This window comes from Paracoccus sp. FO-3 (assembly GCF_006386455.1).
GTDB classification, from domain to species: domain Bacteria; phylum Pseudomonadota; class Alphaproteobacteria; order Rhodobacterales; family Rhodobacteraceae; genus Paracoccus; species Paracoccus versutus.
Genome location: NZ_VCBQ01000034.1, coordinates 1 through 18,664 on the forward strand (window position 1 = coordinate 1; position 18,664 = coordinate 18,664).

Annotated in this window: 17 protein-coding genes; 8 read left to right on the forward strand and 9 right to left on the reverse strand. The window is 68.5% G+C overall.

The features are described from left to right. The 3 genes from FE811_RS11415 to FE811_RS11425 all read left to right on the forward strand — a co-directional run. Positions 1 to 398 (forward strand): ABC transporter permease subunit (locus FE811_RS11415; protein WP_140847666.1); only part of this gene is annotated, 398 nt, incomplete at its 5' end. 1 nt (position 399) lies between these two features. After that, on the forward strand, positions 400 to 1,854 hold the full coding sequence (locus FE811_RS11420) for an amino acid ABC transporter permease (protein ID WP_116222150.1): 1,455 nt from the start codon (positions 400 to 402) through the stop codon (positions 1,852 to 1,854). 10 nt (positions 1,855 to 1,864) lie between these two features. Next, entirely contained in the window at positions 1,865 to 2,638 is a 774-nt protein-coding gene (locus FE811_RS11425) for an amino acid ABC transporter ATP-binding protein (protein ID WP_036754218.1), read from the forward strand. A gap of 711 nt (positions 2,639 to 3,349) precedes the next feature. Here FE811_RS11425 and FE811_RS11435 read toward each other — a convergent pair. Continuing rightward, a complete protein-coding gene (locus tag FE811_RS11435; RefSeq protein WP_116222151.1) occupies positions 3,350 to 4,210 on the reverse strand; it encodes a D-amino-acid transaminase in 861 nt (286 codons plus the stop codon). A 166-nt stretch (positions 4,211 to 4,376) separates the two neighbouring features. On the opposite strand from FE811_RS11435, the gene FE811_RS11440 reads away from it, so the two are divergent. Continuing rightward, complete coding sequence (locus tag FE811_RS11440) at positions 4,377 to 5,333, forward strand: L-malyl-CoA/beta-methylmalyl-CoA lyase (RefSeq protein ID WP_036754223.1); 957 nt, start codon at positions 4,377 to 4,379, stop codon at positions 5,331 to 5,333. A 411-nt stretch (positions 5,334 to 5,744) separates the two neighbouring features. Here FE811_RS11440 and FE811_RS11445 read toward each other — a convergent pair whose 3' ends face one another. From FE811_RS11445 to FE811_RS11460, 4 genes are read right to left on the reverse strand one after another with little or no spacing between them, the layout of a single operon-like run. After that, positions 5,745 to 7,367 (reverse strand): ABC transporter ATP-binding protein, encoded by a 1,623-nt coding sequence (locus FE811_RS11445; protein ID WP_116222153.1) that lies wholly within the window; start codon positions 7,365 to 7,367, stop codon positions 5,745 to 5,747. After that, positions 7,364 to 8,173 (reverse strand): ABC transporter permease, encoded by an 810-nt coding sequence (locus FE811_RS11450; protein ID WP_116222154.1) that lies wholly within the window; start codon positions 8,171 to 8,173, stop codon positions 7,364 to 7,366. Before FE811_RS11450 ends, FE811_RS11445 begins: the two co-directional genes overlap by 4 nt. Beyond that, entirely contained in the window at positions 8,170 to 9,108 is a 939-nt protein-coding gene (locus FE811_RS11455) for an ABC transporter permease (protein ID WP_116222155.1), read from the reverse strand. The genes FE811_RS11450 and FE811_RS11455 overlap by 4 nt, the downstream gene beginning before the upstream one ends. A gap of 48 nt (positions 9,109 to 9,156) precedes the next feature. Further along, positions 9,157 to 10,791 (reverse strand): MFS transporter, encoded by a 1,635-nt coding sequence (locus FE811_RS11460; protein ID WP_114535292.1) that lies wholly within the window; start codon positions 10,789 to 10,791, stop codon positions 9,157 to 9,159. A 252-nt stretch (positions 10,792 to 11,043) separates the two neighbouring features. Here FE811_RS11460 and FE811_RS11465 point away from each other — a divergent pair, with 252 nt between their 5' ends. Then, a complete protein-coding gene (locus FE811_RS11465; RefSeq protein ID WP_116222156.1) occupies positions 11,044 to 12,345 on the forward strand; it encodes a D-amino acid dehydrogenase in 1,302 nt (433 codons plus the stop codon). A gap of 66 nt (positions 12,346 to 12,411) precedes the next feature. Here FE811_RS11465 and FE811_RS11470 read toward each other — a convergent pair whose 3' ends face one another. After that, positions 12,412 to 12,672: a GlsB/YeaQ/YmgE family stress response membrane protein gene (locus FE811_RS11470; protein WP_024844092.1), complete on the reverse strand. Its 261-nt coding sequence runs from the start codon at positions 12,670 to 12,672 to the stop codon at positions 12,412 to 12,414. Between the two features lie 309 nt (positions 12,673 to 12,981). Between FE811_RS11470 and FE811_RS11475 the strand changes: the two genes are divergently transcribed. From FE811_RS11475 to FE811_RS11485, 3 genes are all read left to right on the forward strand, one after another. After that, on the forward strand, positions 12,982 to 13,725 hold the full coding sequence (locus FE811_RS11475) for a L,D-transpeptidase (RefSeq protein WP_072462386.1): 744 nt from the start codon (positions 12,982 to 12,984) through the stop codon (positions 13,723 to 13,725). 129 nt (positions 13,726 to 13,854) lie between these two features. After that, on the forward strand, positions 13,855 to 14,394 hold the full coding sequence (locus FE811_RS11480; protein ID WP_036754248.1) for a hypothetical protein: 540 nt from the start codon (positions 13,855 to 13,857) through the stop codon (positions 14,392 to 14,394). Between the two features lie 71 nt (positions 14,395 to 14,465). Next, complete coding sequence (locus FE811_RS11485) at positions 14,466 to 15,377, forward strand: lytic transglycosylase domain-containing protein (RefSeq protein WP_114535277.1); 912 nt, start codon at positions 14,466 to 14,468, stop codon at positions 15,375 to 15,377. A gap of 64 nt (positions 15,378 to 15,441) precedes the next feature. Here the strand turns inward: FE811_RS11485 and FE811_RS11490 are convergent, their stop codons facing one another. The 3 genes from FE811_RS11490 to serB form a co-directional block, all read right to left on the reverse strand. Continuing rightward, positions 15,442 to 16,911 (reverse strand): ABC transporter substrate-binding protein, encoded by a 1,470-nt coding sequence (locus FE811_RS11490; protein WP_116222157.1) that lies wholly within the window; start codon positions 16,909 to 16,911, stop codon positions 15,442 to 15,444. A 56-nt stretch (positions 16,912 to 16,967) separates the two neighbouring features. Continuing rightward, the gene (locus FE811_RS11495; RefSeq protein ID WP_036754257.1) at positions 16,968 to 17,660 is read right to left on the reverse strand and encodes a phosphatidylcholine/phosphatidylserine synthase; all 693 of its coding nucleotides are present in this window, start codon (positions 17,658 to 17,660) and stop codon (positions 16,968 to 16,970) included. A gap of 94 nt (positions 17,661 to 17,754) precedes the next feature. After that, the gene (serB, locus tag FE811_RS11500; protein ID WP_116222443.1) at positions 17,755 to 18,630 is read right to left on the reverse strand and encodes a phosphoserine phosphatase SerB; all 876 of its coding nucleotides are present in this window, start codon (positions 18,628 to 18,630) and stop codon (positions 17,755 to 17,757) included. Positions 18,631 to 18,664 lie beyond the last annotated feature (34 nt).

Sequence of the window (18,664 nt, forward strand, 5' to 3'; positions counted from 1 at the left end):
AGCGACTTACTTGGAGAATGTGGGTTTATACCGGCGCCTTCATCGCCGAGATCGTGCGCGCCGGCATCCTGGCCGTCAGCAAGGGCCAGACCGAGGCGGCCTTTGCCCTGGGCCTGCGGCCGCGCCGGACCATGTCGCTGGTGGTGCTGCCGCAGGCGCTGCGGGTGATCGTGCCGCCGCTGATCTCGCAATACCTGAACCTGACCAAGAACAGCTCGCTGGCCATCGCCGTCGGCTACATGGACCTGCGCGGCACGCTGGGCGGCACCACGCTGAACCAGACCGGGCGCGAGATGGAGGCGATGGTGCTGATGATGGGCATCTACCTGGCGCTCAGCCTCATCATCTCGGCCGGGATGAACATCTTCAACGCCCGCGTCAAGCTGAAGGAGCGGTGAGATGAGCGAGACGCATTCCGAAACCGTCGCCTATGTGCGCGAGACGATGCTGCCGCCCGAGCCGCCGCCCCTGGCCGAGACCGGCGCGATCAAATGGCTGCGCGAGAACCTGTTTTCCGGGCCGCTGAACATCGCGCTGACCTTCGTCGGGCTGGGCATCGTCTGGCTGGTGGTCAGCACCGTGGGGCCGTGGCTGTCGCATTCGGTCTGGAACGCCGGCAGCATGGCCGAGTGCCGCCAGATCATCGCCCAGACCTGGGGGGAAGGCGCGACGGGCGCCTGCTTCGCCCTGATCAAGCATCGCTGGAACCAGTTCCTGTTCGGCTTCTATCCGCAGGCGCTTTACTGGCGGCCGGTGCTGGCCTTCGGCCTGCTGTTCCTGGCGCTGGCGCCGGTCTTGTTTTCCGAAAGCACCAGGGCGCGGCGCATGGTGCTGGGCTTGTCGCTGGCGCTGACCTTCGTCTTTGCCGCGCTGCTCGGGGCGCCCATGGGCGCGCTGCTGGGCATGGCGGTGCTGATGCTGCTCTGGGCCGCGCTGATCGAGACGCGCCCGCGCTGGTCGCTGCTGGCGAGCCTGGCCTATCCCTTCATCGCCGTCTGGCTGCTCTGGGGCGGCTCGCTCTGGAGCGAGGCGATGGTGCTGGCGGGCTTCTGCCTGGGGTTCGTGGTCTGGCGGCTGCTGGCGGCGCGGTTCGGGCTGCTGGCCTTTGCGCTGGCGGTGGTGGCGACGGCGGCCTGGTGGCTGCTCTTGGCCGGCCCGCTGGCCTCGGCGCTGGCCGGGGTGCTGCCCTTGCGGCTGCGTCCGGTGTCCTCGGACCAGTTCGGCGGCTTCGTGCTGTCGATCACCATCGGCGTCGCCGGCATCGCGCTCTCTCTGCCGCTGGGGGTGATCCTGGCCTTGGCGCGGCGCTCGGACCTGCCGGTGATCAAGCTGCTGGCGGTGATGTTCATCGAGTTCATCCGCGGCGTGCCGCTGATCACGCTGTTGTTCGTGGCCTCGCTGCTGCTGAACTATTTCCTGCCGCCGGGGACGAATTTCGACATCATCCTGCGGGTCATCATCATGGTGACGCTGTTTGCCGCCGCCTATATGGCCGAGGTGATCCGCGGCGGCCTGGCCGCCCTGCCCAAGGGCCAATACGAGGCCGCCGACGCGCTGGGGCTGGACTACTGGAAGGCGCAGCGGCTGATCGTGCTGCCGCAAGCGCTGAAGATCAGCATTCCCGGCATCGTCTCGACCTTCATCGGCATGTTCAAGGACACGACGCTGGTCGTCTTCGTCGGGCTGTTCGACCCCTTGAAGGCCATGGCCGACACCATCCGCGCAAGCTTCGAATGGAAGGGTGCCTATTGGGAGCCCTATATCTTCGTCGGCGCGATCTTCTTCATCCTCTGCTTCGGCATGTCGCGCTATTCCATGTATCTGGAACGCCGGCTGAAGCGCGACCACCGCTGAGGAGGCGCATATGACCACCCGAACCACCGCGATCCCCGCCGCAAGCGACGAAGCCGCGATCGAGATCGTCAAGCTGAACAAATGGTATGGCACCTTCCACGTGCTGCGCGACATCGACCTGGTCGTCGGCAAGGGCGAGCGCATCGTCATCGCCGGGCCCTCGGGTTCGGGCAAGTCCACGCTGATCCGCTGCATCAACCGGCTGGAGGAACACCAGTCCGGCAAGATCATCGTGGACGGGACCGAGCTGACCCACGACCTGAAGAACATCGACAAGGTGCGCTCCGAGGTCGGCATGGTGTTCCAGCATTTCAACCTGTTCCCGCACCTGACCATCCTGGAGAACTGCACGCTGGCGCCGATCTGGGTGCGCAAGATCCCCAAGCGCGAGGCCGAGGAGACGGCCATGCATTTCCTGACCAAGGTCAAGATCCCCGAGCAGGCGCATAAATACCCCGGCCAGCTGTCGGGCGGCCAGCAGCAGCGCGTGGCCATCGCCCGCGCGCTGTGCATGCGCCCGCGGATCATGCTGTTCGACGAGCCGACCTCGGCGCTGGACCCCGAGATGATCAAGGAGGTTCTGGACACGATGATCGAACTGGCCGAGGACGGCATGACCATGCTTTGCGTGACCCATGAGATGGGCTTTGCGCAGGCGGTGGCGCATCGGGTGATCTTCATGGACCAGGGCCAGATCGTCGAGCAGAACACGCCGAAGGAGTTCTTCAACAACCCGCGGTCCGAACGCACCAAGCTGTTCCTGAGCCAGATCCTGGGGCATTGAGCGGCGCAAGCGGCGCGGCCGCGGGGGACTTCGCGTCCCCCGTCCGCCGCCGGCGCGGCGGACTCCCCCTGCGGGATATTTCTCCACGGAAGAATGCCAGGCGGGCGGGCCGGCGCCGGGAATGACGAGATCGACCTGGGGAGCGACGACGATCTTTACGGCGCCCATGACCTGGGCGCCCTCGACGGCGGCTCGGGCAATCACGCGATCATCGGCGGTGCGGGCCGCGCCCGGATCGAGGATCACGGCGGCGCGGTCTTCATCGATGGCGAGCATGGTAACGACCTGATCTTGTCGCCCGACGCCTCGGACCCCGAGCGGCCCGACACGCTGCTGGGCGGCACGGGCGACGATGCGATCCATGCCGGGGCGGGCGATCTGATCGAGGGCGGCGATGGCGCCGACCTGATCGTGCTGCGCAGCGATGCGGGCGGTGCGGCCGACATCGCCTATGCCGGCGAAGACACGATCGCCATCAGCCTGGCCGAGGACTATGCCGGCGCCGAGGAATATGTGCTGGTGCAGGACGGCGACGATATGCGCGTGGTGCTGGACGGCGACGACGTGGCCATCCTGCGCGATACCCTGGTTCGCGACGTCGGCACGATCACCCTGGACGCAAGGGCGCGGAGACCTGATCGGGGGCAGGGGTCATGGAGAAGGCGCGCGGGGCCGGCCCGTGCGCCTTTTCGACTATCTGCGCCCAGGGGGTCAGATCGCGGACTTGCGCGATTCCTCGAGGTAGATCTCGCGCAGGCGGGTCGCCACCGGGCCGGGCCGGCCGCTGCCCAGCGCCACGCCGTCGATCTCGACCACCGGCATCACGAAGGCCGAGGCCGAGGTGAAGAAGGCTTCGTCCGCCGCCTGCGCCTCGGCGATGGTGAAGGGGCGTTCCTCGATCTGCATCTGCGCCTCGGCCGCATAGCGCAGCAGCGAGGCGCGGGTGATGCCGTGCAGGATGTCGTTGGACAGCGGGCGGGTGACGATCCGGCCGTCCTTGACGATATAGGTGTTGTTCGAGGTGCCCTCGGTCACGAAGCCGTCCTCGGTGAACCAGGCGTCGTCGACGCCCTGGTGCTTGGCCTCCATCTTGGCCATCGAGGGATAGAGCAGCTGCACCGTCTTGATGTCGCGCCGGTGCCAGCGCAGGTCGGGGATCGAGATCACCCGGATGCCGGTCTTGGCCTGCGGATTGTCGGCAAGGCCGGGCTTGGACTGGGTGAACATGACCACGGTCTGCGGCGTGTCCTCGGGCGGATAGGCGAAGTCGCGGTCGCCGGGATTGCCGCGGGTGACTTGCAGGTAGACCATGCCCTCGACCACCTCGTTCAGCGCCACCAGCTGGCGATGCGCGGCCAGCCATTCGTCGTCGCCCAGCGGATTGCCCATGCCGAGTTCGGCCAGCGAACGGGTCAGCCGCGTCATGTGGCCGGCAAAGTCCAGCAGCTTGCCCCCCAGCACGCTGGTCACTTCGTAGACGCCGTCGCCCATCACGAAGCCGCGGTCGAAGATCGACACCTTGGCTTCGGCTTCCGGCAGATAGTCGCCATTCAGATAGACGGTGCGGGTCATGTCGTTTCTCCTGTCCCAGGGCCTGCTAGCGCGGTCCTGCGCCGAAAGCGGCAGGGCGTCAAGATGCGGGGGTTTTCGCAGGTGCAAAATCAGCTTGATGCAGCCGCAGCAATTATCTATCAGTTTCGCAGCGCCGTTTGAAACATCCTTACCCGAAAGGCAAGCCATGTCCTTCCGCACGCAACCCCCCGCGCCCGCCCGCCTGAACCGCTGCCAGCTTTTCGGCCCCGGCTCGCGCGCGGCGCTGTTCGAAAAGATGGCCGGCTCGGCCGCCGATGTCATCAACCTGGACCTGGAGGATTCGGTCGCCCCCGACGACAAGGAGCAGGCGCGCCGCAACGTGATCCAGGCCGTCGGCGACATCGACTGGGGGACCAAGACCCTGTCGGTCAGGATCAACGGGCTGGACACGCCCTGGTGGTATCGCGACGTGGTCGACCTGCTGGAGCAGGCCGGCGAGCGGCTGGACCAGATCATGATCCCCAAGGTCGGCAATGCCGCCGACATCTATGCGGTGGACGCGCTGGTGACGGCGATCGAGGCGGCCAAGGGCCGGCAGAAGCGCATCGGCCTGGAGGTCATCATCGAATCCGCCGCCGGCATCGCCCATGTCGAGGAGATCGCGGCATCCTCGCCCCGCCTGCAGGCGATGAGCCTGGGTGCGGCGGATTTCGCCGCCAGCATGGGCATGGCCACCACCGGCATCGGCGGCACCCAGGAAAACTACTACATGCTGCATGAGGGCGCGAAATACTGGTCCGACCCCTGGCACTGGGCGCAGACCGCCATCGTCGCCGCCTGCCGCACCCATGGCGTGCTGCCGGTGGACGGCCCCTTCGGCGATTTCAGCGACGACGAGGGCTTCCGGGCGCAGGCCCGCCGCTCGGCCACGCTGGGCATGGTCGGGAAATGGGCGATCCATCCCAAGCAGGTGGCGCTGGCCAACGAGGTCTTCTCGCCCAGCGAAAAGGCCGTGACCGAGGCGCGCGAGATCCTGGCCGCGATGGAGGAAGCCAAGCGGACCGGCGCCGGCGCGACGGTATACAAAGGTAGACTGGTTGACATAGCGTCCATCCGTCAGGCACAAGTGATCGTGCGTCAGGCAGAGTTGATCGAAGCCTGATCGGCAAGAGATACCTGGGCGGCTACGCGGGGAGGCTGGCCGCCATGACAGGGGAGGAGCAACAGGCCCTGCGGCTGCGCGGGGCCTGTTGTCATTCAGGCCCCGCGGCTGGAATTTCGCCGATTTTCATGCAGATTCAATGCGGTTGCCGCAGCGTTCCCCCCGCGCCGGCAGGGGTCCGGCTTTCCGCGCCGTCCATGGCCGGGCGCGGCTGCAGCGGATCGGGCGTGCGGTTGCGCCGGGCCAAGTCGGGAATCGGTGATTCGGGCATGGCCGGCAGGCCGCTGCCCATCAGGGAACGGAAGGCGGGCTTTCCCGCGGAAGCCGGGCGATTCCTGCGGCCGGCGGCGGGGCCCTTGCCGTGATCTTCGCGTGTCATGTCCCGTCTCGCTTAGAACAAGTCCGCAGCAGTTATGGAGCGGGTGGCGAAAGCGCAAGGCCGTTGACCGGAATGTGAGCCTGCCACGCCGCCGGGATGCGGGGCGTCGCCGCCAGCAGGCTTTGCGTATAGGGATGCTGCGGCTGCCCGAGCACCTGGTGGGTGGGGCCGGCCTCGACGATGCGGCCCTTTTCCATCACCAGCACCCGGTCGGTGATCTGGCGCACCACCGACAGGTCGTGGCTGATGAACAGATAGGCCAGCCCGTGGCTGCCCCGCAGCCGCGCCAGCAGGTCCAGCACCTGCGCCCGCACCCGCACGTCCAGCGCGCTGACCGCCTCGTCCAGCACGATCAGCCGCGGCTTGATGATCAGCGCGCGGGCGATGGCGATGCGCTGGCGCTGGCCGCCGGAAAATTCGTGGATGTGCCGGCGCATGGCGTCGCCGGTAATGCCGACCTCGTAAAGCGCCTCGGCCACCTGCTCGCGCCAGTCGCGGGGCAGGCCGGTCAGGTGAAAGGGCTCGGCCACCAGCCGCTCGACCCGCCAGCGCGGATCGAAGCTGCCGAAGGGATCCTGGAACACCACCTGCATCCTGGCGCGCAGCTCCGCGGCCATGGCGCGGCCGGCGCGCACCTCTTGCCCGTCCAGCAGGATGCGGCCGCCCTGCAGCGGGTCGAGCCCCAGGATCGCCCGCGTCAGCGTCGATTTCCCGCAGCCGGATTCGCCGACCAGCCCGACCGATTCCCCGGCGTCGAGGCGAAAGCCGACCCCGTCCACCGCCCGCAGGGTTTCGCGCGATGCGGCCAGGCCGCGGCGGGGCAGGGGGTATTCGCGCACCGCCCCCTCGACCTGCAGCAGCGGCCGCGGCTGCGCCGGGGGCAGCACCAGCCGCGGCTGGTGGGTCGAGGCGGCGAAGAGCGCGCGGGTATAGGCGTGGCGGCGCTGGCGGAACACCTGCTCGGTCGGGCCTTCCTCGACGATGGTGCCGCGCTGCATGACCGCCACCTGGTCGGCGATGCCCGCGACCACCGCAAGGTCGTGGGTGATCAGCAGCAGCGCCATCCCCTCGTCCCGGACCAGCCCCTTGAGCAGGTCGAGGATGCGGGCCTGCGTGGTCACGTCCAGCGCCGTCGTCGGCTCGTCGGCGATCAGCAGGTCGGGACGCAGCGCGATGGCCAGGGCGATGGCGACGCGCTGGCGCTGGCCGCCCGACAGCTCGTGCGGGTAAAGCGTCAGCGGAAAGCGCGGCGCGGCCAGGCCGACGCGGTCCAGCCGGTCGCGGGCACGCTCCTGCGCCGTCTTGCGGTCCAGGCCCTGGTGGATGCGCAGCACCTCGGCCACCTGATCGCCGATGGTCATCAGCGGGTTCAGCGCCGTCATCGGTTCCTGGAAGATCATGCCGATGCGCTTGCCGCGGATGCGGCACAGCTCGCGCTCGGGCAGCTCCAGCAGGTTCTGGCCGTCCAGCTCCACCCGGCCGTCGGCAGCCATGCCCTGGGGCAGCAGGCCCATGATCGCCAGCGCCGCCATGGACTTGCCCGAGCCGCTTTCGCCGACCAGCCCGGTGATCCGGCCGGGCGGCAGCGCCAGGTCGATGCCGCGCAGGATGTCATGCCCGCCGATGCCGACGGCCAGCCTGCCGGTCCTGATCATGGCGACCTGCGCAATCTGGGGTCCAGCGCGTCGCGCAGCCCGTCGCCCAGCAGGTTCAGCCCCAGCACGGTCACGACGATGGCCAGGCCGGGGATGACGGCGACATGCGGGGCCAGCGCCACCATGGTCTGCGCCTCGGCCAGCATCCGGCCCCAGCTGGGCGTCGGCGGCTGCGCGCCAAGGCCGACATAGGACAGCCCCGCCTCGGCCAAAATCCCCAGGCTGAACTGGATGGTGCCCTGCACGATCAAGAGGTTGGCGATATTGGGCAGGATGTGCTGGATGCTGATGCGGCTGGCGCCCTTGCCGGCCACCTGCGCCGCGCGGATATAGTCGAGCGTCCAGATCGGCAGCGCGCCTCCGCGGGTGACGCGGGCAAAGACCGGGATGTTGAAGATGCCGATGGCGATGATCGCGTTCAGCGCCGAGGGCCCCAGCGCCGCGGTGATCAGGATGGCGATGACCAGGCTGGGGAAGGCAAAGACCAGGTCGTTGCCGCGCATGACCACCTCGTCGATCCAGCCGCCCCGCGCTGCGGCGAGCAGGCCCAGCGGCACGCCGAATCCCATGCCGATGCCCACCGCGACCAGCGCCACCGCGATCGAGGTGCGTGCGCCGACCATGATCATCGACAGCATGTCGCGGCCGAAATGGTCGGTGCCCAGCCAATGCTGGCCCGAGGGCGGCAGCAGCTTTTGCGCGATGGCAAGCTGCGTCACGTCGGCCGGCGTCCACAGGAACGAGACCAGCGCCGCGACCAGCGCCAGCCCGGAAAGCAGCGCGCCCAGGATCAGCGATGCCCTCATCTGCGCAGCCTCGGGTCGACCAGCGCATAGGACAGGTCCACCAGGAACGTGACCAGGATCACCGCCGCCACCAGCACCAGCACCGCGCCCTGCACCACGATCAGGTCGCGCTGGGTGATGGCCTGGAAGATCAGCCGGCCAAGGCCGGGCAGGTAGAACACGTTCTCGATGATGATCGCCCCCGCCAGCAGGAAGGAAAACTGCATCCCCATGATGGTCAGCACCGGGATCAGCGCATTGCGCAGAGCGTGGCGCGACAGCGCCTGCCCGGCGCTGAGCCCCTTGGCGCGGGCGGTGCGGATGTAGTCCTGCCCCAGCGTCTCGACCAGGGCCGAGCGCAGCACGCGCGCCAGGATCGCCGCCTGCGGCAGGGCCAGCGCCACGGCGGGCAGCAGCAGCGATTTCAGCGCCGCGGCGGGATGGTCCCAGCCGGGAAAGCCGCCGGCGGGCAGCCAGCGCAGCTTCACCGCGAACAGCAGCACCAGCAGCATGGCGAACCAGAAATTCGGCAGCGCGATGCCGACCTGCGTCGCCGCCATGACCCCGGTGTCGCCCGCCCGGCCGCGCCTTGCGGCGGCGAACATGCCGATGGGCAGGGCGATCAGCACCGCCAGCGCCAGCGCCATCAGCGCCAGCGGCAGCGAGACCTGCATCCGGTCGAGGATCATCCCCGCCACCGGCGTCTTGTAGGTGAAGCTGTGGCCCAGGTCGCCCGCCAGCAAGCCCCCCAGCCAATGCAGGTAGCGCAGCGGCAAGGGCAGGTCCAAGCCCATCTGCTGGCGCAGCGCCGTCACCGTCTCGGGCTGGGCGCCGGTGCCCAGCATGAAGCTGGCCGGATCGCCCGGCACCAGCTCGACCACCGAAAAGATCAGCGCCGAGGCCAAAAGCAGGCTCAGGCCAAGCGAGATCAGGCGGCGGATCACATAGCGCAGCATGGGGAAACGCTAGTGCGGCGCCGGGGCGCGGTAAAGCGGCCTTTGCGCTCAGGGCACTTCCAGCTTGCCGATCAGCGGCACGTCGTCGTCCAGGCTGACGGTGTGGCGCTCGATCATGCGGTGGACCATGGGCGGTTCGGTCCCGCGATGCAGCTTGTTCAAGTCCTGGTAGGTCTCGAAATCGGCCTTGGTGCGGCGCAGGTTGTGGCGCACGTATTCGTCCCAGGTGGCGATGTGATAGCTTTCGGTCCAGCGCTCGGGATGTTCCAGGTCGCGCAACAGCGCCCAGTTGCGCGCGCCGTCGCGGCGGCGGATGTTGCGGCGCAAGGCCATCAGCCGCAGGAACTCGGGCACGTCGAGCTGGTCGATCTCATAGTCGATCATCACCATGATCGGCCCCGAGCGGCCGCGCAGGTCCAGCGCCAGCTCGGGCTCGCGAAAGCGGTTCACCGGGTCCAGGTCCAGCGTGCCGAATTCGGGGATGCGCAGCCAATGGCCCAGCACCGCGCCCAGGAACAGCGGCACCGAGGCGGCGATCAGCGCCGTGTTCACGTCGTAATTGTTGGCGACCGAGCCCCAGATCCAGGCCCCCGCCGCCATGCCGCCGAAGACCGCGGTCTGGTAAAGCGCCAGCGCGCGCGCCACCACCCAGCGCGGCGTCGAAAGCTGCACGGTGACGTTGAACAGCGACAGCGCCAGCACCCAGCTGGCCCCGGCGGGCAGCATGGCCAGCGCGTGCAGCCAGGTGCTTTCGGTCAGCGCCAGCATCAGCGCCGAGGCGCCGAAGGCGGCAAAGGCGACGCGGACCACGTTCTCGTTGTCCAGCCGCTCGCGCACCAGCGGGTTGATCAGCGCGCCGGCGATCGCGCCCAGCCCGAAGCAGCCCAGCAGCAGCCCGAACAGCAGCGAGCCCCCGGCGGGGTTCTGCTTGGCCACCAGCGGCAGCAGCGCCATGACCACGATGGCCGAAAAGCCGAACAGCGCCCCGCGCGACAGCACCCGCATCAGGTTCGGCGACAGCGCCACATAGCGCAGGCCCGCGCCCACGGCGGCGACAAAGGGCTCGGGCGTGGTGGTGCGGGGCGGCGTCACCGGATGCCAGCGGATCAGCGCGCCGAGCAGCGGGATATAGCTTGCCGCATTGACCGCGAATGCCGCCGCCGCGCCGAAGGCGGCGGTGATGATCCCGCCCACCGCCGGCCCGACCGAACGCATCAGGTTGAAGCCCACCGAGTTCAGCGACACCGCCGCCGGCAGGTCGTCGCGCGGCACCAGGTCCTGCATGCTGGCCTGCCAGGGCGGGTTGTAGATCGCCTGCCCGACTCCGATCAGGAAGGTCAGCGACAAGAGCAGCAAGGGCGTCATCCAGCCCTGCCAGGTCAGCACCGCCAGCAGCACCGAGACCGCGGCCATGAAGACCTGCGCCCCCAGCAGCAGCGTGCGGCGGTCGAAGATGTCGGCCAGCGCCCCCGAAAGCAGCGCGAACAGCATGATCGGCAACGTGTTCGACGCCTGCACCAGCGCGATCAGCGTCGCCGAATCGGTCAGCTGCGTCATCATCCAGGCCGCGCCCACCGCCTGCACCAACCCGCCGAAGTTCGAGATCAGCGTCGCCGACCACAGCAGTCGGAAGTCGCGGTGGCGGAACGGGGCAAAGGGGCTCTTGCGGGCTGTTGCTGGCATGATCCGAAAAACCTGGGACAATCCGGCCAAGCTTAGGCAGAGCCCCGCCGGGCCGCAATCCGGCCGGCCGATTCTTGCCGTATCGCGGCGATCTTTCGTCTATCCGCAATATGATCGAAGAATATTCGAGAAAATACCGTATATACGACGATTATGTGATGCATGAAGCCTATTTTCCGCCGGAATCGGGATTTCATTTCCGCGCCGGCTGCTATCCTTGCCCTCGACTCGGATTTTGGGGGGTGCGCGACTATGAAGATCATCGTTCTTGGGGCCGGTGTCCTGGGCGTCACGTCGGCCTGGTATCTGGCCAAGGCCGGGCATGAGGTGACGGTGATCGACCGGCAGGACGGGCCGGCGCTGGAGACGAGCTTTGCCAATGCCGGCGAGATCTCGCCCGGCTATTCCTCGCCCTGGGCGGCGCCGGGCGTGCCGCTGAAGGCGCTGAAATGGATGTTCCAGCGCCATGCGCCGCTGGTGATCCAGCCCAGGCTGGACTGGCAGCGGGTTTCCTGGATGGCGCGGATGCTGGGGAACTGCACCTCTTCGGCCTATGCCGTCAACAAGAGCCGCATGGTGCGGCTGGCCGAATACAGCCGCGACTGCCTGGGCGAGCTGCGGGCCGAAACCGGCATCCGCTATGACGAGCGCACGCAGGGCACCTTGCAGATCTTCCGCAAGCAGCAGCAGCTGGATGCGGCCGGCAAGGACATCGAGGTGCTGCGCACCGATGGCGTGCCCTTCGAGGTTCTGGACCGCGACGGCTGCGTCGCCGCCGAGCCGGGGCTGGCCGGTTCGGCCGAGCGGATCGTCGGCGGGCTGCGCCTGCCGGGGGACGAGACCGGGGACTGCTTCCTCTTTACCAACCGCCTGGCCGAGATGGCCGTGGCGGCGGGCGTGACCTTCCGCTGGGGCGTCGGCATCGAGGCGCTGGAGGCCGAGGGCGGCCGCATCAGCGCCGTGCGCACCGACAAGGGCCGGCTGACCGCGGATCGCTATGTTCTGGCGCTGGGCTCCTATTCGCCGCGCATGGTGCGGCACCTGGGCCTGAAGCTGCCGGTCTATCCGCTCAAGGGCTATTCGCTGACCATCGACATCCAGGACGAAAGCCGCGCCCCGGTTTCGACGGTGATGGACGAGACCTACAAGGTCGCGATCACCCGCCTGGGCGACCGCATCCGCGTCGGCGGGCTGGCCGAGATCGCCGGCTACGACCTGAGCCTGAATCCGCGGCGCAAGGAAACGCTGGCGAAATCGGTGGGCGAGCTGTTCGGCGGCGCGGGCGATGCGGAAAAGGCGCTGTTCTGGACCGGGCTGCGGCCGATGACGCCGGACGGCACGCCCATCGTCGGCGCGACGCCGATCCCGAACCTGTACCTCAACACCGGGCACGGCACGCTGGGCTGGACCATGTCGGCGGGCTCGGGGCGGCTGATCGCCGACCTGATCTCGGGGCGCAAGCCCGACATCGCGGCCGAGGATCTGGGCTATGCCCGCTACCTGCGCGGCGCCAAGGCAGCCGGCCGTCCGGCGCTGCAACCCGCCCGCGCCTGAAAATCGCGGCAAGCATGGAAAAAGGGGGCCTTCCAAAGGCCCCCTTTCTTGCCGTCCGGCGCGGTGTCAGGCCCGCTTGACGAGGCGCAGCACCACCAGCAGGATCACCGCGCCCAGGGTGGCGAAGATGATCGTGCCGAGGATGGGGGCCGAGGCGCTCATGCCCAGGCCGAGCATCGGGAACAGCCAGCCGGCGATCACGGCGCCCAGGATGCCGATGACGATGTTCATCAGCAGCCCCTCGCCATGGCCCTTGACGATCAGCCCGGCCAGCCAGCCGGCGATCGCCCCGATGATGAGCGTGATGAGCAAGGCGGTCAGGGTCATGAAAAGCTTCCTTTCCTTGCGGGTTTGCGGCGCTTGGCCGATCGGCAAGCCAACGTCGCTGGCCCCGCGCCGGTTCCGAATCCCGCGGATCGGGCCCGGCAGGCGCGGAAAATCGCGCGTTTGGGCAACAGTTCGGTAACGATTGCGCATGTCCGGCGGGTCCAAGGCTTGACGCCGCAGAACCGGAAGGGCTGATAAGGGGTTGCAACTCTTGCCCGCCCTCTGCTCGGGTCGGGCGCGTCATTCGACGCAATCTCACAGCTGCCACCGCCGCGCCCCTGGGCGCGGTGCGCTATGAAGGGAAAAACGATGCGCCTTGTTCCGCTTTTGCTGGTGGTGGGCCTTGGCCTTGCCGCCTGTGCGCCCGCCGCCGAGACCCCGACCCAACCGCCGCCCGACCACGGCGTCTATGGCGCGCGGACCGATACCGGCCCCAATGGCGAGCCGATCGAGATCAACGCCGTCCGCCCCGCCTATCTGACCGAGCGCAACCGCCGCCAGCGCGTGCCCTACAACGGCCCCGAAGGCGCCGGCACCATCGTCGTCGATCCCTATGCGCGCTTCCTTTATCACGTGCTGGGCAGTGGCGAGGCCATGCGCTATGGCGTCGCGGTCGGCCAGGCGGGCAAGAACTTCCAGGGCAGCGCAACCATCGGCCGCAAGCATGCCTGGCCCAGCTGGACGCCCACCGCCAACATGGTCCGCACCCAGCCCGAGCTTTACGGCCCGCTCAAGGGCGGGCTGCGCGGCGGGGTGGACAACCCGCTGGGCTCGCGCGCGCTCTATCTCTACAAGGGCGGCCGCGACACCATGTATCGCATCCATGGCACGATGGACCCATCCTCGATCGGCAAGGCGACCTCGGCCGGCTGCATCCGGCTGTTCAACCAGGACATCATGGACCTGTTCGACGAGATCCCCAGCGGCACCGCGGTCAAGGTCCGCACCCGCGCCGAAAGCCTGGCGCTGGAAGGGCCGCTGGTCGAATTGCCCAACGGCTACCTGGCGCCCGCGGGCGAGGTGCAGACCGCCGAGGCTCAGGCCGCGCAATAACCGCGCCTTCCGGTTCCGACTCCATGCCCGCCCCGGTCCGTCCACGGCCGGGGCGTTCTTTTTCTGGCCAGCGCCGGCCGGGCGTGGCAGATTCCGCCCTGATCCGCCCAGCCTGAAAGGAGAGAGCCCATGGCCAAGCCCGCCGATCCGACCGCCTCCGCCTCGCGCGACCTGGATGCGATTGCCGAGCAGACCCAGACCGCGGCGCTGCGCCTGCTGGATCAGGCCGCGCTGGCCGCCTTGCAGCGCGACCTGCGCGCGATGAAGCAAAGCGAACAGGACGAGGCGGTGCGCAAGGCGCTGGCCCAGGCGATGCGCCGCGCCGCCGCCGAAAAGCGCCGCCGAGCCGAACAGGCCGAGCCCGCCGCGGATGTGGCTGCCGAGCCCGCCGCCCCCGCTTCTGCCGCGCCGTCCAAGTCCCCGCGCCCGGTGCGGCCGCTGCCCGACAAGGCCGAGAGGAAGCGCATCAAGGAGGCCGAGAGGGCCGAGAAGAAGCGGGTGAAGGAGGCCGAGAAGGCCGAGCGCAAGGCCGCGAAACAGGCGGCCAAGGCGGCCGAGAAAGAGGCCGCCCGCGCCGCGCGCAAATCGGCCAGGGCGGCGGAAGCCGGAAAACCCGCCGGGAAGGGCAACGGGCAGGGCGGCAAGGGCAAGGGCAAGAAGGCCCAGTAAGCGCGCAGGCACGGTTCCCAAGCCGTGCCTTGCCTGCTATTGGACATCCGACCACTCCATCCGGGTTCACCATGCGCCGTCCGGTTCTGGCCCTTGCCGCCGCCGTTTCCGCCGCTTTCCTTGTCCTCCCCGTCCAGGCGGTGGAGGACGCGGTCCATGGCCCGCCGCCGCCCCCGGACCAGTTGCGCTGCACGGATGACGGCACCTATTGCATTTCGGTCGCCGCCTATGTGCCCGATGTCTGCTCGGCCATCGAGCGGGCGGCGGGGAAGAACGGGCTCGACCCGCATTTCCTCGCCCGGCTGCTGTGGAAGGAAAGCCTGTTCGAGCCGGGCGCGATCAGCCCGGTCGGCGCCATGGGCATCGCGCAATTCATGCCCGGCACCGCCGAGATGGTCGGGCTGGACGATCCCTTCAACCCGGCCAAGGCCATCGAGGCCTCGGCGCGCTACCTGGCGACGCTGACGGCGAGCTTCGGCAATGTCGGCCTGGCCGCCGTCGCCTATAACGGCGGCGAGAACCGCGCCGCGCGCTTCGTCTCGCAGGGGGGCGGCCTGCCCTGGGAGACGCAGGACTATGTCCAGGCGATCACCGGCCAGACCGCCTGGATCTGGCGCGACGATCCGCCCCAGCGGCTGGACGTGCGGCTGGACAAGGAGCGGCCCTTTCGCCAGGCCTGCATCGACCTGGCCAGCGCGCGCAAGCTGCGCGAGTTCCAGACCCCCGACCATCCCTGGCCCTGGGGCGTGATCGTCGCCACCCATCCCAGCCAGTCGGGGGCCAGCGCGCAGGTCGCGCGGCTGAACCGGCAGCTGCGGCCGATCCTGGGCGGCAAGCGCGTGAGCTATGTGCATCGCAAGATCTCGGGCGGGCCGAGGAAGCTTTTCACCGCGCAGATCGGCTATTCCTCGAAGTCCGAGGCCCATGCCTTCTGCAACCGGCTGCGGGGCCTGGGCGGGCGGTGCCTGGTGCTGAAGAACTGAAACGCCGCGCGGGTGGCGGCGTTCCTTGGGTATTTGGGGAACGAAGAAGCCGGACTCGACGCCCCTATTGCGTCCAGTGCACCTGGGTCAGGTCGTTTGCGGGCATCGGGGCGTTTTCCCACAGCCCCTCGATTTCCGCCTTGGCGACGCCGGTCTTTGCCAGCTGGAACAGGAAGGCGTTGGCATGGTCGCCGGCGATGATCTCCTGCGCCTGTTTCAGCAGCGCCGAGCGTTCCGCCGGGTCGGTGGCGGCGTCGAGCCGGGCCATGGTCTCGTCGAAGGCCGGGTTCCGGTAGTTGAAGTAATAATCCTTGCGGGCGTAGATGCCGATGTCCATCGGCTCGACATGGCTGATGATGGTCAGGTCGTAATCGGCGTTCTTGAACACCTGTTCCAGCCATTGCGCCCATTCCATGTTGGTGATCTGGGTCTGGATGCCCACGGCGCGCAATTCGGCCGCCACGATCTCGCCGCCGCGGCGGGCATAGGGCGTCGGCGGCAGGGCGAGGCGCAGGGTCGGGATCTGGGTGCCCGACTCGGCCAGCAGCGTTTTCGCCAGTTCGGGGTCGTATCGCGATTTCGCGGTCAGGTCGACGTAATCGGGATGGTGCGGCGCGAAATGCGTGCCGATGGGCGTGCCATAGCCGAACATGGCGCCGTCGATGATTTCCTGGCGGTTGACGGCATGGGCGATGGCCTCGCGTATTTTGGCCTGGGCCAGCGCCGGGTGCTTGTGGTTCATGGCCAGGATCGTCTCGCCCTCGGTGGTGCCGACCAGCACCTTGAAGCGTGGATCGGCCTGCAGCTGCGCCAGGGTTTCCGGGGCGGGATAGATCGGGAAGGCGTCGATGTCGCCCGCCATCATCGCCGCGAAGGCGGCGCTGGGATCGGCGATGAAGCGGAAGGTGGCGGCTTTCAGCGCCGGCTTTTCGCCCCAGTAGCCCTCGAAGGCGTCGAGCCGGATATGGTCGCCCTGCCGCCATTCGCCGAAGCGGAACGGGCCGGTGCCGACGGGCCTGGTGGCGATCCCGGCCACGCTGGCCTCGTCCACCATCACCGCGTCGCCCCAGGCCATCTTGAACGGAAAGCCGCCGTCCGGCGCCTTGAGCGTGACGCGGACGGTCAGCGGGTCCAGGGCCTCGACGGTCTCGATGCCCTCGAACAGGGTTTTCTGGGCGTTGGTGCTGTCGGGCGCGCGGGCGCGGTCGAGCGAGAAGACCACGTCCCGCGCGTCGAAGGTGGCGCCGTCGTGGAAGGTCACGCCGGGGCGCAGGCGGAAGGTGTAGGTCTGGCCGTCGGCGCTGTCCCAGCTTTCGGCCAGGCCGGGCTTGACGCTGCCGTCGGGGGCGATGCGGGTCAGGCCCTCGAAGACATTGGCATAGACCACCTCGTCGATGGCGGCGGCGGTGCCCCCGGTCGGGTCCAGGTTCGGCGGCTCCAGCACCATGGCCAGCGTGATCGAATCCGGCGCCGCCAGCGCCGGCGTGGCCAGAATGGCCGCCAGCGCGGCCGTCTGCATCAGTTTCGCAAGCATCCCCGTCCCCCTTGGGCTGATCCCTGGGCGCAGCTTCCCGGCAAAACGGCCGGCGATCAAGCCCGCCGCTCGGTCAGCTGCTGGGCGAGGCCCGCGAACATCAGCCACAGCGAGCTGAGCAGCAGCCCCCAGCGGGCAAAGCTTTCGGGGTGGAAATCGACCAGCACCGCCCAGACCGAGAACCCCACCCAGGCCACGGTCACGGGCAGCGAGACCAGGCGCCAGCGTTCGGTGCGCATCGGGTGGATGAACTTGAGATTGGTGAACATGGCGATCGCCAGCGCCACGACGATGGCCAGCGTCAGCCAGAAATCCGGCTTGATCGCGAACAGCACCAGCACCACCATGTTCCAGCAGGCGGGGAAGCCGGCAAAGGAATTGTCGCGGGTCTTCATCCGGGTGTCGGCGAAATAGATCACGCTGCCATAGGTGATGGCGATGATCGCGATCCAGCCGGTCCAGCCCGGCAAAAGCCCCGACATGAACAGCGCATAGGCCGGGATGAAGACATAGGTCAGGTAGTCGATGATCAGGTCCATCAACACGCCGTCATAGGTCGGCCAGTTGGTCTTGACGTGATAGCGCCGCGCCAGCGGGCCGTCGACGCCGTCCACGATCAACGCGATGACCAGCCAGAAGAACATCTGCGACCATTCGCCCCGGACGGCGGCCAGCAGGGCAAGCATGGACAGCACCGCTCCGGTCGCGGTCAGCAGGTGGACGGTCAGGGCTTTGAGGCGCGGATTCATCCCCTGCTTCTGTCACCGATGGGTCATGATCGCAAGTTCGTGCGGGTCCGCGCCCTGCGCTTTTGCCGCGGGGTGATGCGGGCGGCCGACGGTCCTATGCGGCGAATTCCTCGGCCGCATAGCCTTGCAGATAGAGCAGCGCGGTCAGGTCGCCGTGGTTGATTCGCAAGCCCACCTGGGCTGCGACCACGGGTTTGGCGTGCAGCGCGACGCCCATGCCGGCCAGCTTGAGCATGTCGAGGTCGTTGGCGCCGTCGCCCACCGCCAGCACGTCGGCGGGGGCCAGGCCGCGGGCGGCGGTGATGTCGCGCAGCGCCTCGACCTTGGCCTCGCGGCCCAGGATCGGCAGGGCGACATGGCCGGTCAGCACGCCTTCCTCGGCCAGGAGCGTGTTGGCGCGATGCTCGTCGAAGCCGAGCGCGCGGGCGACGGGGCCGGTGAAATCGGTGAACCCGCCCGAGACCAGCGCGGCATAGGCGCCCTGCGCGTGCATCGTCGCCACCAGCTGCCGGCCGCCGGGGGCCAGGGTGATGCGATTGTCCAGCACCTCGGCGATGGCCGATTCGCGCAGGCCGGCCAGCAGGCCGACGCGGGCCAGCAGGGCCTCGTGGAAGTTCAGCTCTCCGTTCATGGCGCGGGCGGTGATGGCGGCGACGCGCTCGCCCACGCCGGCGACATCGGCCAGCTCGTCGATGCATTCCTGCTGGATCATGGTCGAATCCATGTCGGCCAGCAGCACCGCCTTGCGCCGGCCGCGGGTGGGCTGGATCGCCAGGTCGAAGCCCTCGGCCTGCAGCCGTTCCCATGTCTGCCAGAAATCCGCCGGCTCGGCGGCGAGGGGAAATTCGGCGGCGGTGCCCTGGGCCAGCCAGATGACATGCCCGCCATCCCAGGCGCGGCGCAGGTCGTCGACCAGCGCGGCGGACAGGTCCGCGCGGCTGGGCGCGGCAAGGATGGTGACGGTGAACATGCTGGCCCCCTTGGCGGTTGTTTCCGGCAGCACT

Bases quoted from the DNA above. Each gene is read 5' to 3' on its own strand.
- FE811_RS11465 (WP_116222156.1), top strand. From the start codon at position 11,044: ATGAAGATCATCGTTCTTGGGGCCGGTGTCCTGGGCGTCACGTCGGCC.
- FE811_RS11450 (WP_116222154.1), bottom strand. From the start codon at position 8,173: ATGAGGGCATCGCTGATCCTGGGCGCGCTGCTTTCCGGGCTGGCGCTG.
- FE811_RS11455 (WP_116222155.1), bottom strand. From the start codon at position 9,108: ATGCTGCGCTATGTGATCCGCCGCCTGATCTCGCTTGGCCTGAGCCTG.
- FE811_RS11480 (WP_036754248.1), top strand. From the start codon at position 13,855: ATGGCCAAGCCCGCCGATCCGACCGCCTCCGCCTCGCGCGACCTGGAT.
- FE811_RS11495 (WP_036754257.1), bottom strand. From the start codon at position 17,660: ATGAATCCGCGCCTCAAAGCCCTGACCGTCCACCTGCTGACCGCGACC.
- FE811_RS11475 (WP_072462386.1), top strand. From the start codon at position 12,982: ATGCGCCTTGTTCCGCTTTTGCTGGTGGTGGGCCTTGGCCTTGCCGCC.
- FE811_RS11470 (WP_024844092.1), bottom strand. From the start codon at position 12,672: ATGACCCTGACCGCCTTGCTCATCACGCTCATCATCGGGGCGATCGCC.
- FE811_RS11490 (WP_116222157.1), bottom strand. From the start codon at position 16,911: ATGCTTGCGAAACTGATGCAGACGGCCGCGCTGGCGGCCATTCTGGCC.
- FE811_RS11445 (WP_116222153.1), bottom strand. From the start codon at position 7,367: ATGATCAGGACCGGCAGGCTGGCCGTCGGCATCGGCGGGCATGACATC.
- FE811_RS11420 (WP_116222150.1), top strand. From the start codon at position 400: ATGAGCGAGACGCATTCCGAAACCGTCGCCTATGTGCGCGAGACGATG.
- FE811_RS11440 (WP_036754223.1), top strand. From the start codon at position 4,377: ATGTCCTTCCGCACGCAACCCCCCGCGCCCGCCCGCCTGAACCGCTGC.
- FE811_RS11460 (WP_114535292.1), bottom strand. From the start codon at position 10,791: ATGCCAGCAACAGCCCGCAAGAGCCCCTTTGCCCCGTTCCGCCACCGC.
- FE811_RS11425 (WP_036754218.1), top strand. From the start codon at position 1,865: ATGACCACCCGAACCACCGCGATCCCCGCCGCAAGCGACGAAGCCGCG.
- serB (WP_116222443.1), bottom strand. From the start codon at position 18,630: ATGTTCACCGTCACCATCCTTGCCGCGCCCAGCCGCGCGGACCTGTCC.
- FE811_RS11485 (WP_114535277.1), top strand. From the start codon at position 14,466: ATGCGCCGTCCGGTTCTGGCCCTTGCCGCCGCCGTTTCCGCCGCTTTC.
- FE811_RS11435 (WP_116222151.1), bottom strand. From the start codon at position 4,210: ATGACCCGCACCGTCTATCTGAATGGCGACTATCTGCCGGAAGCCGAA.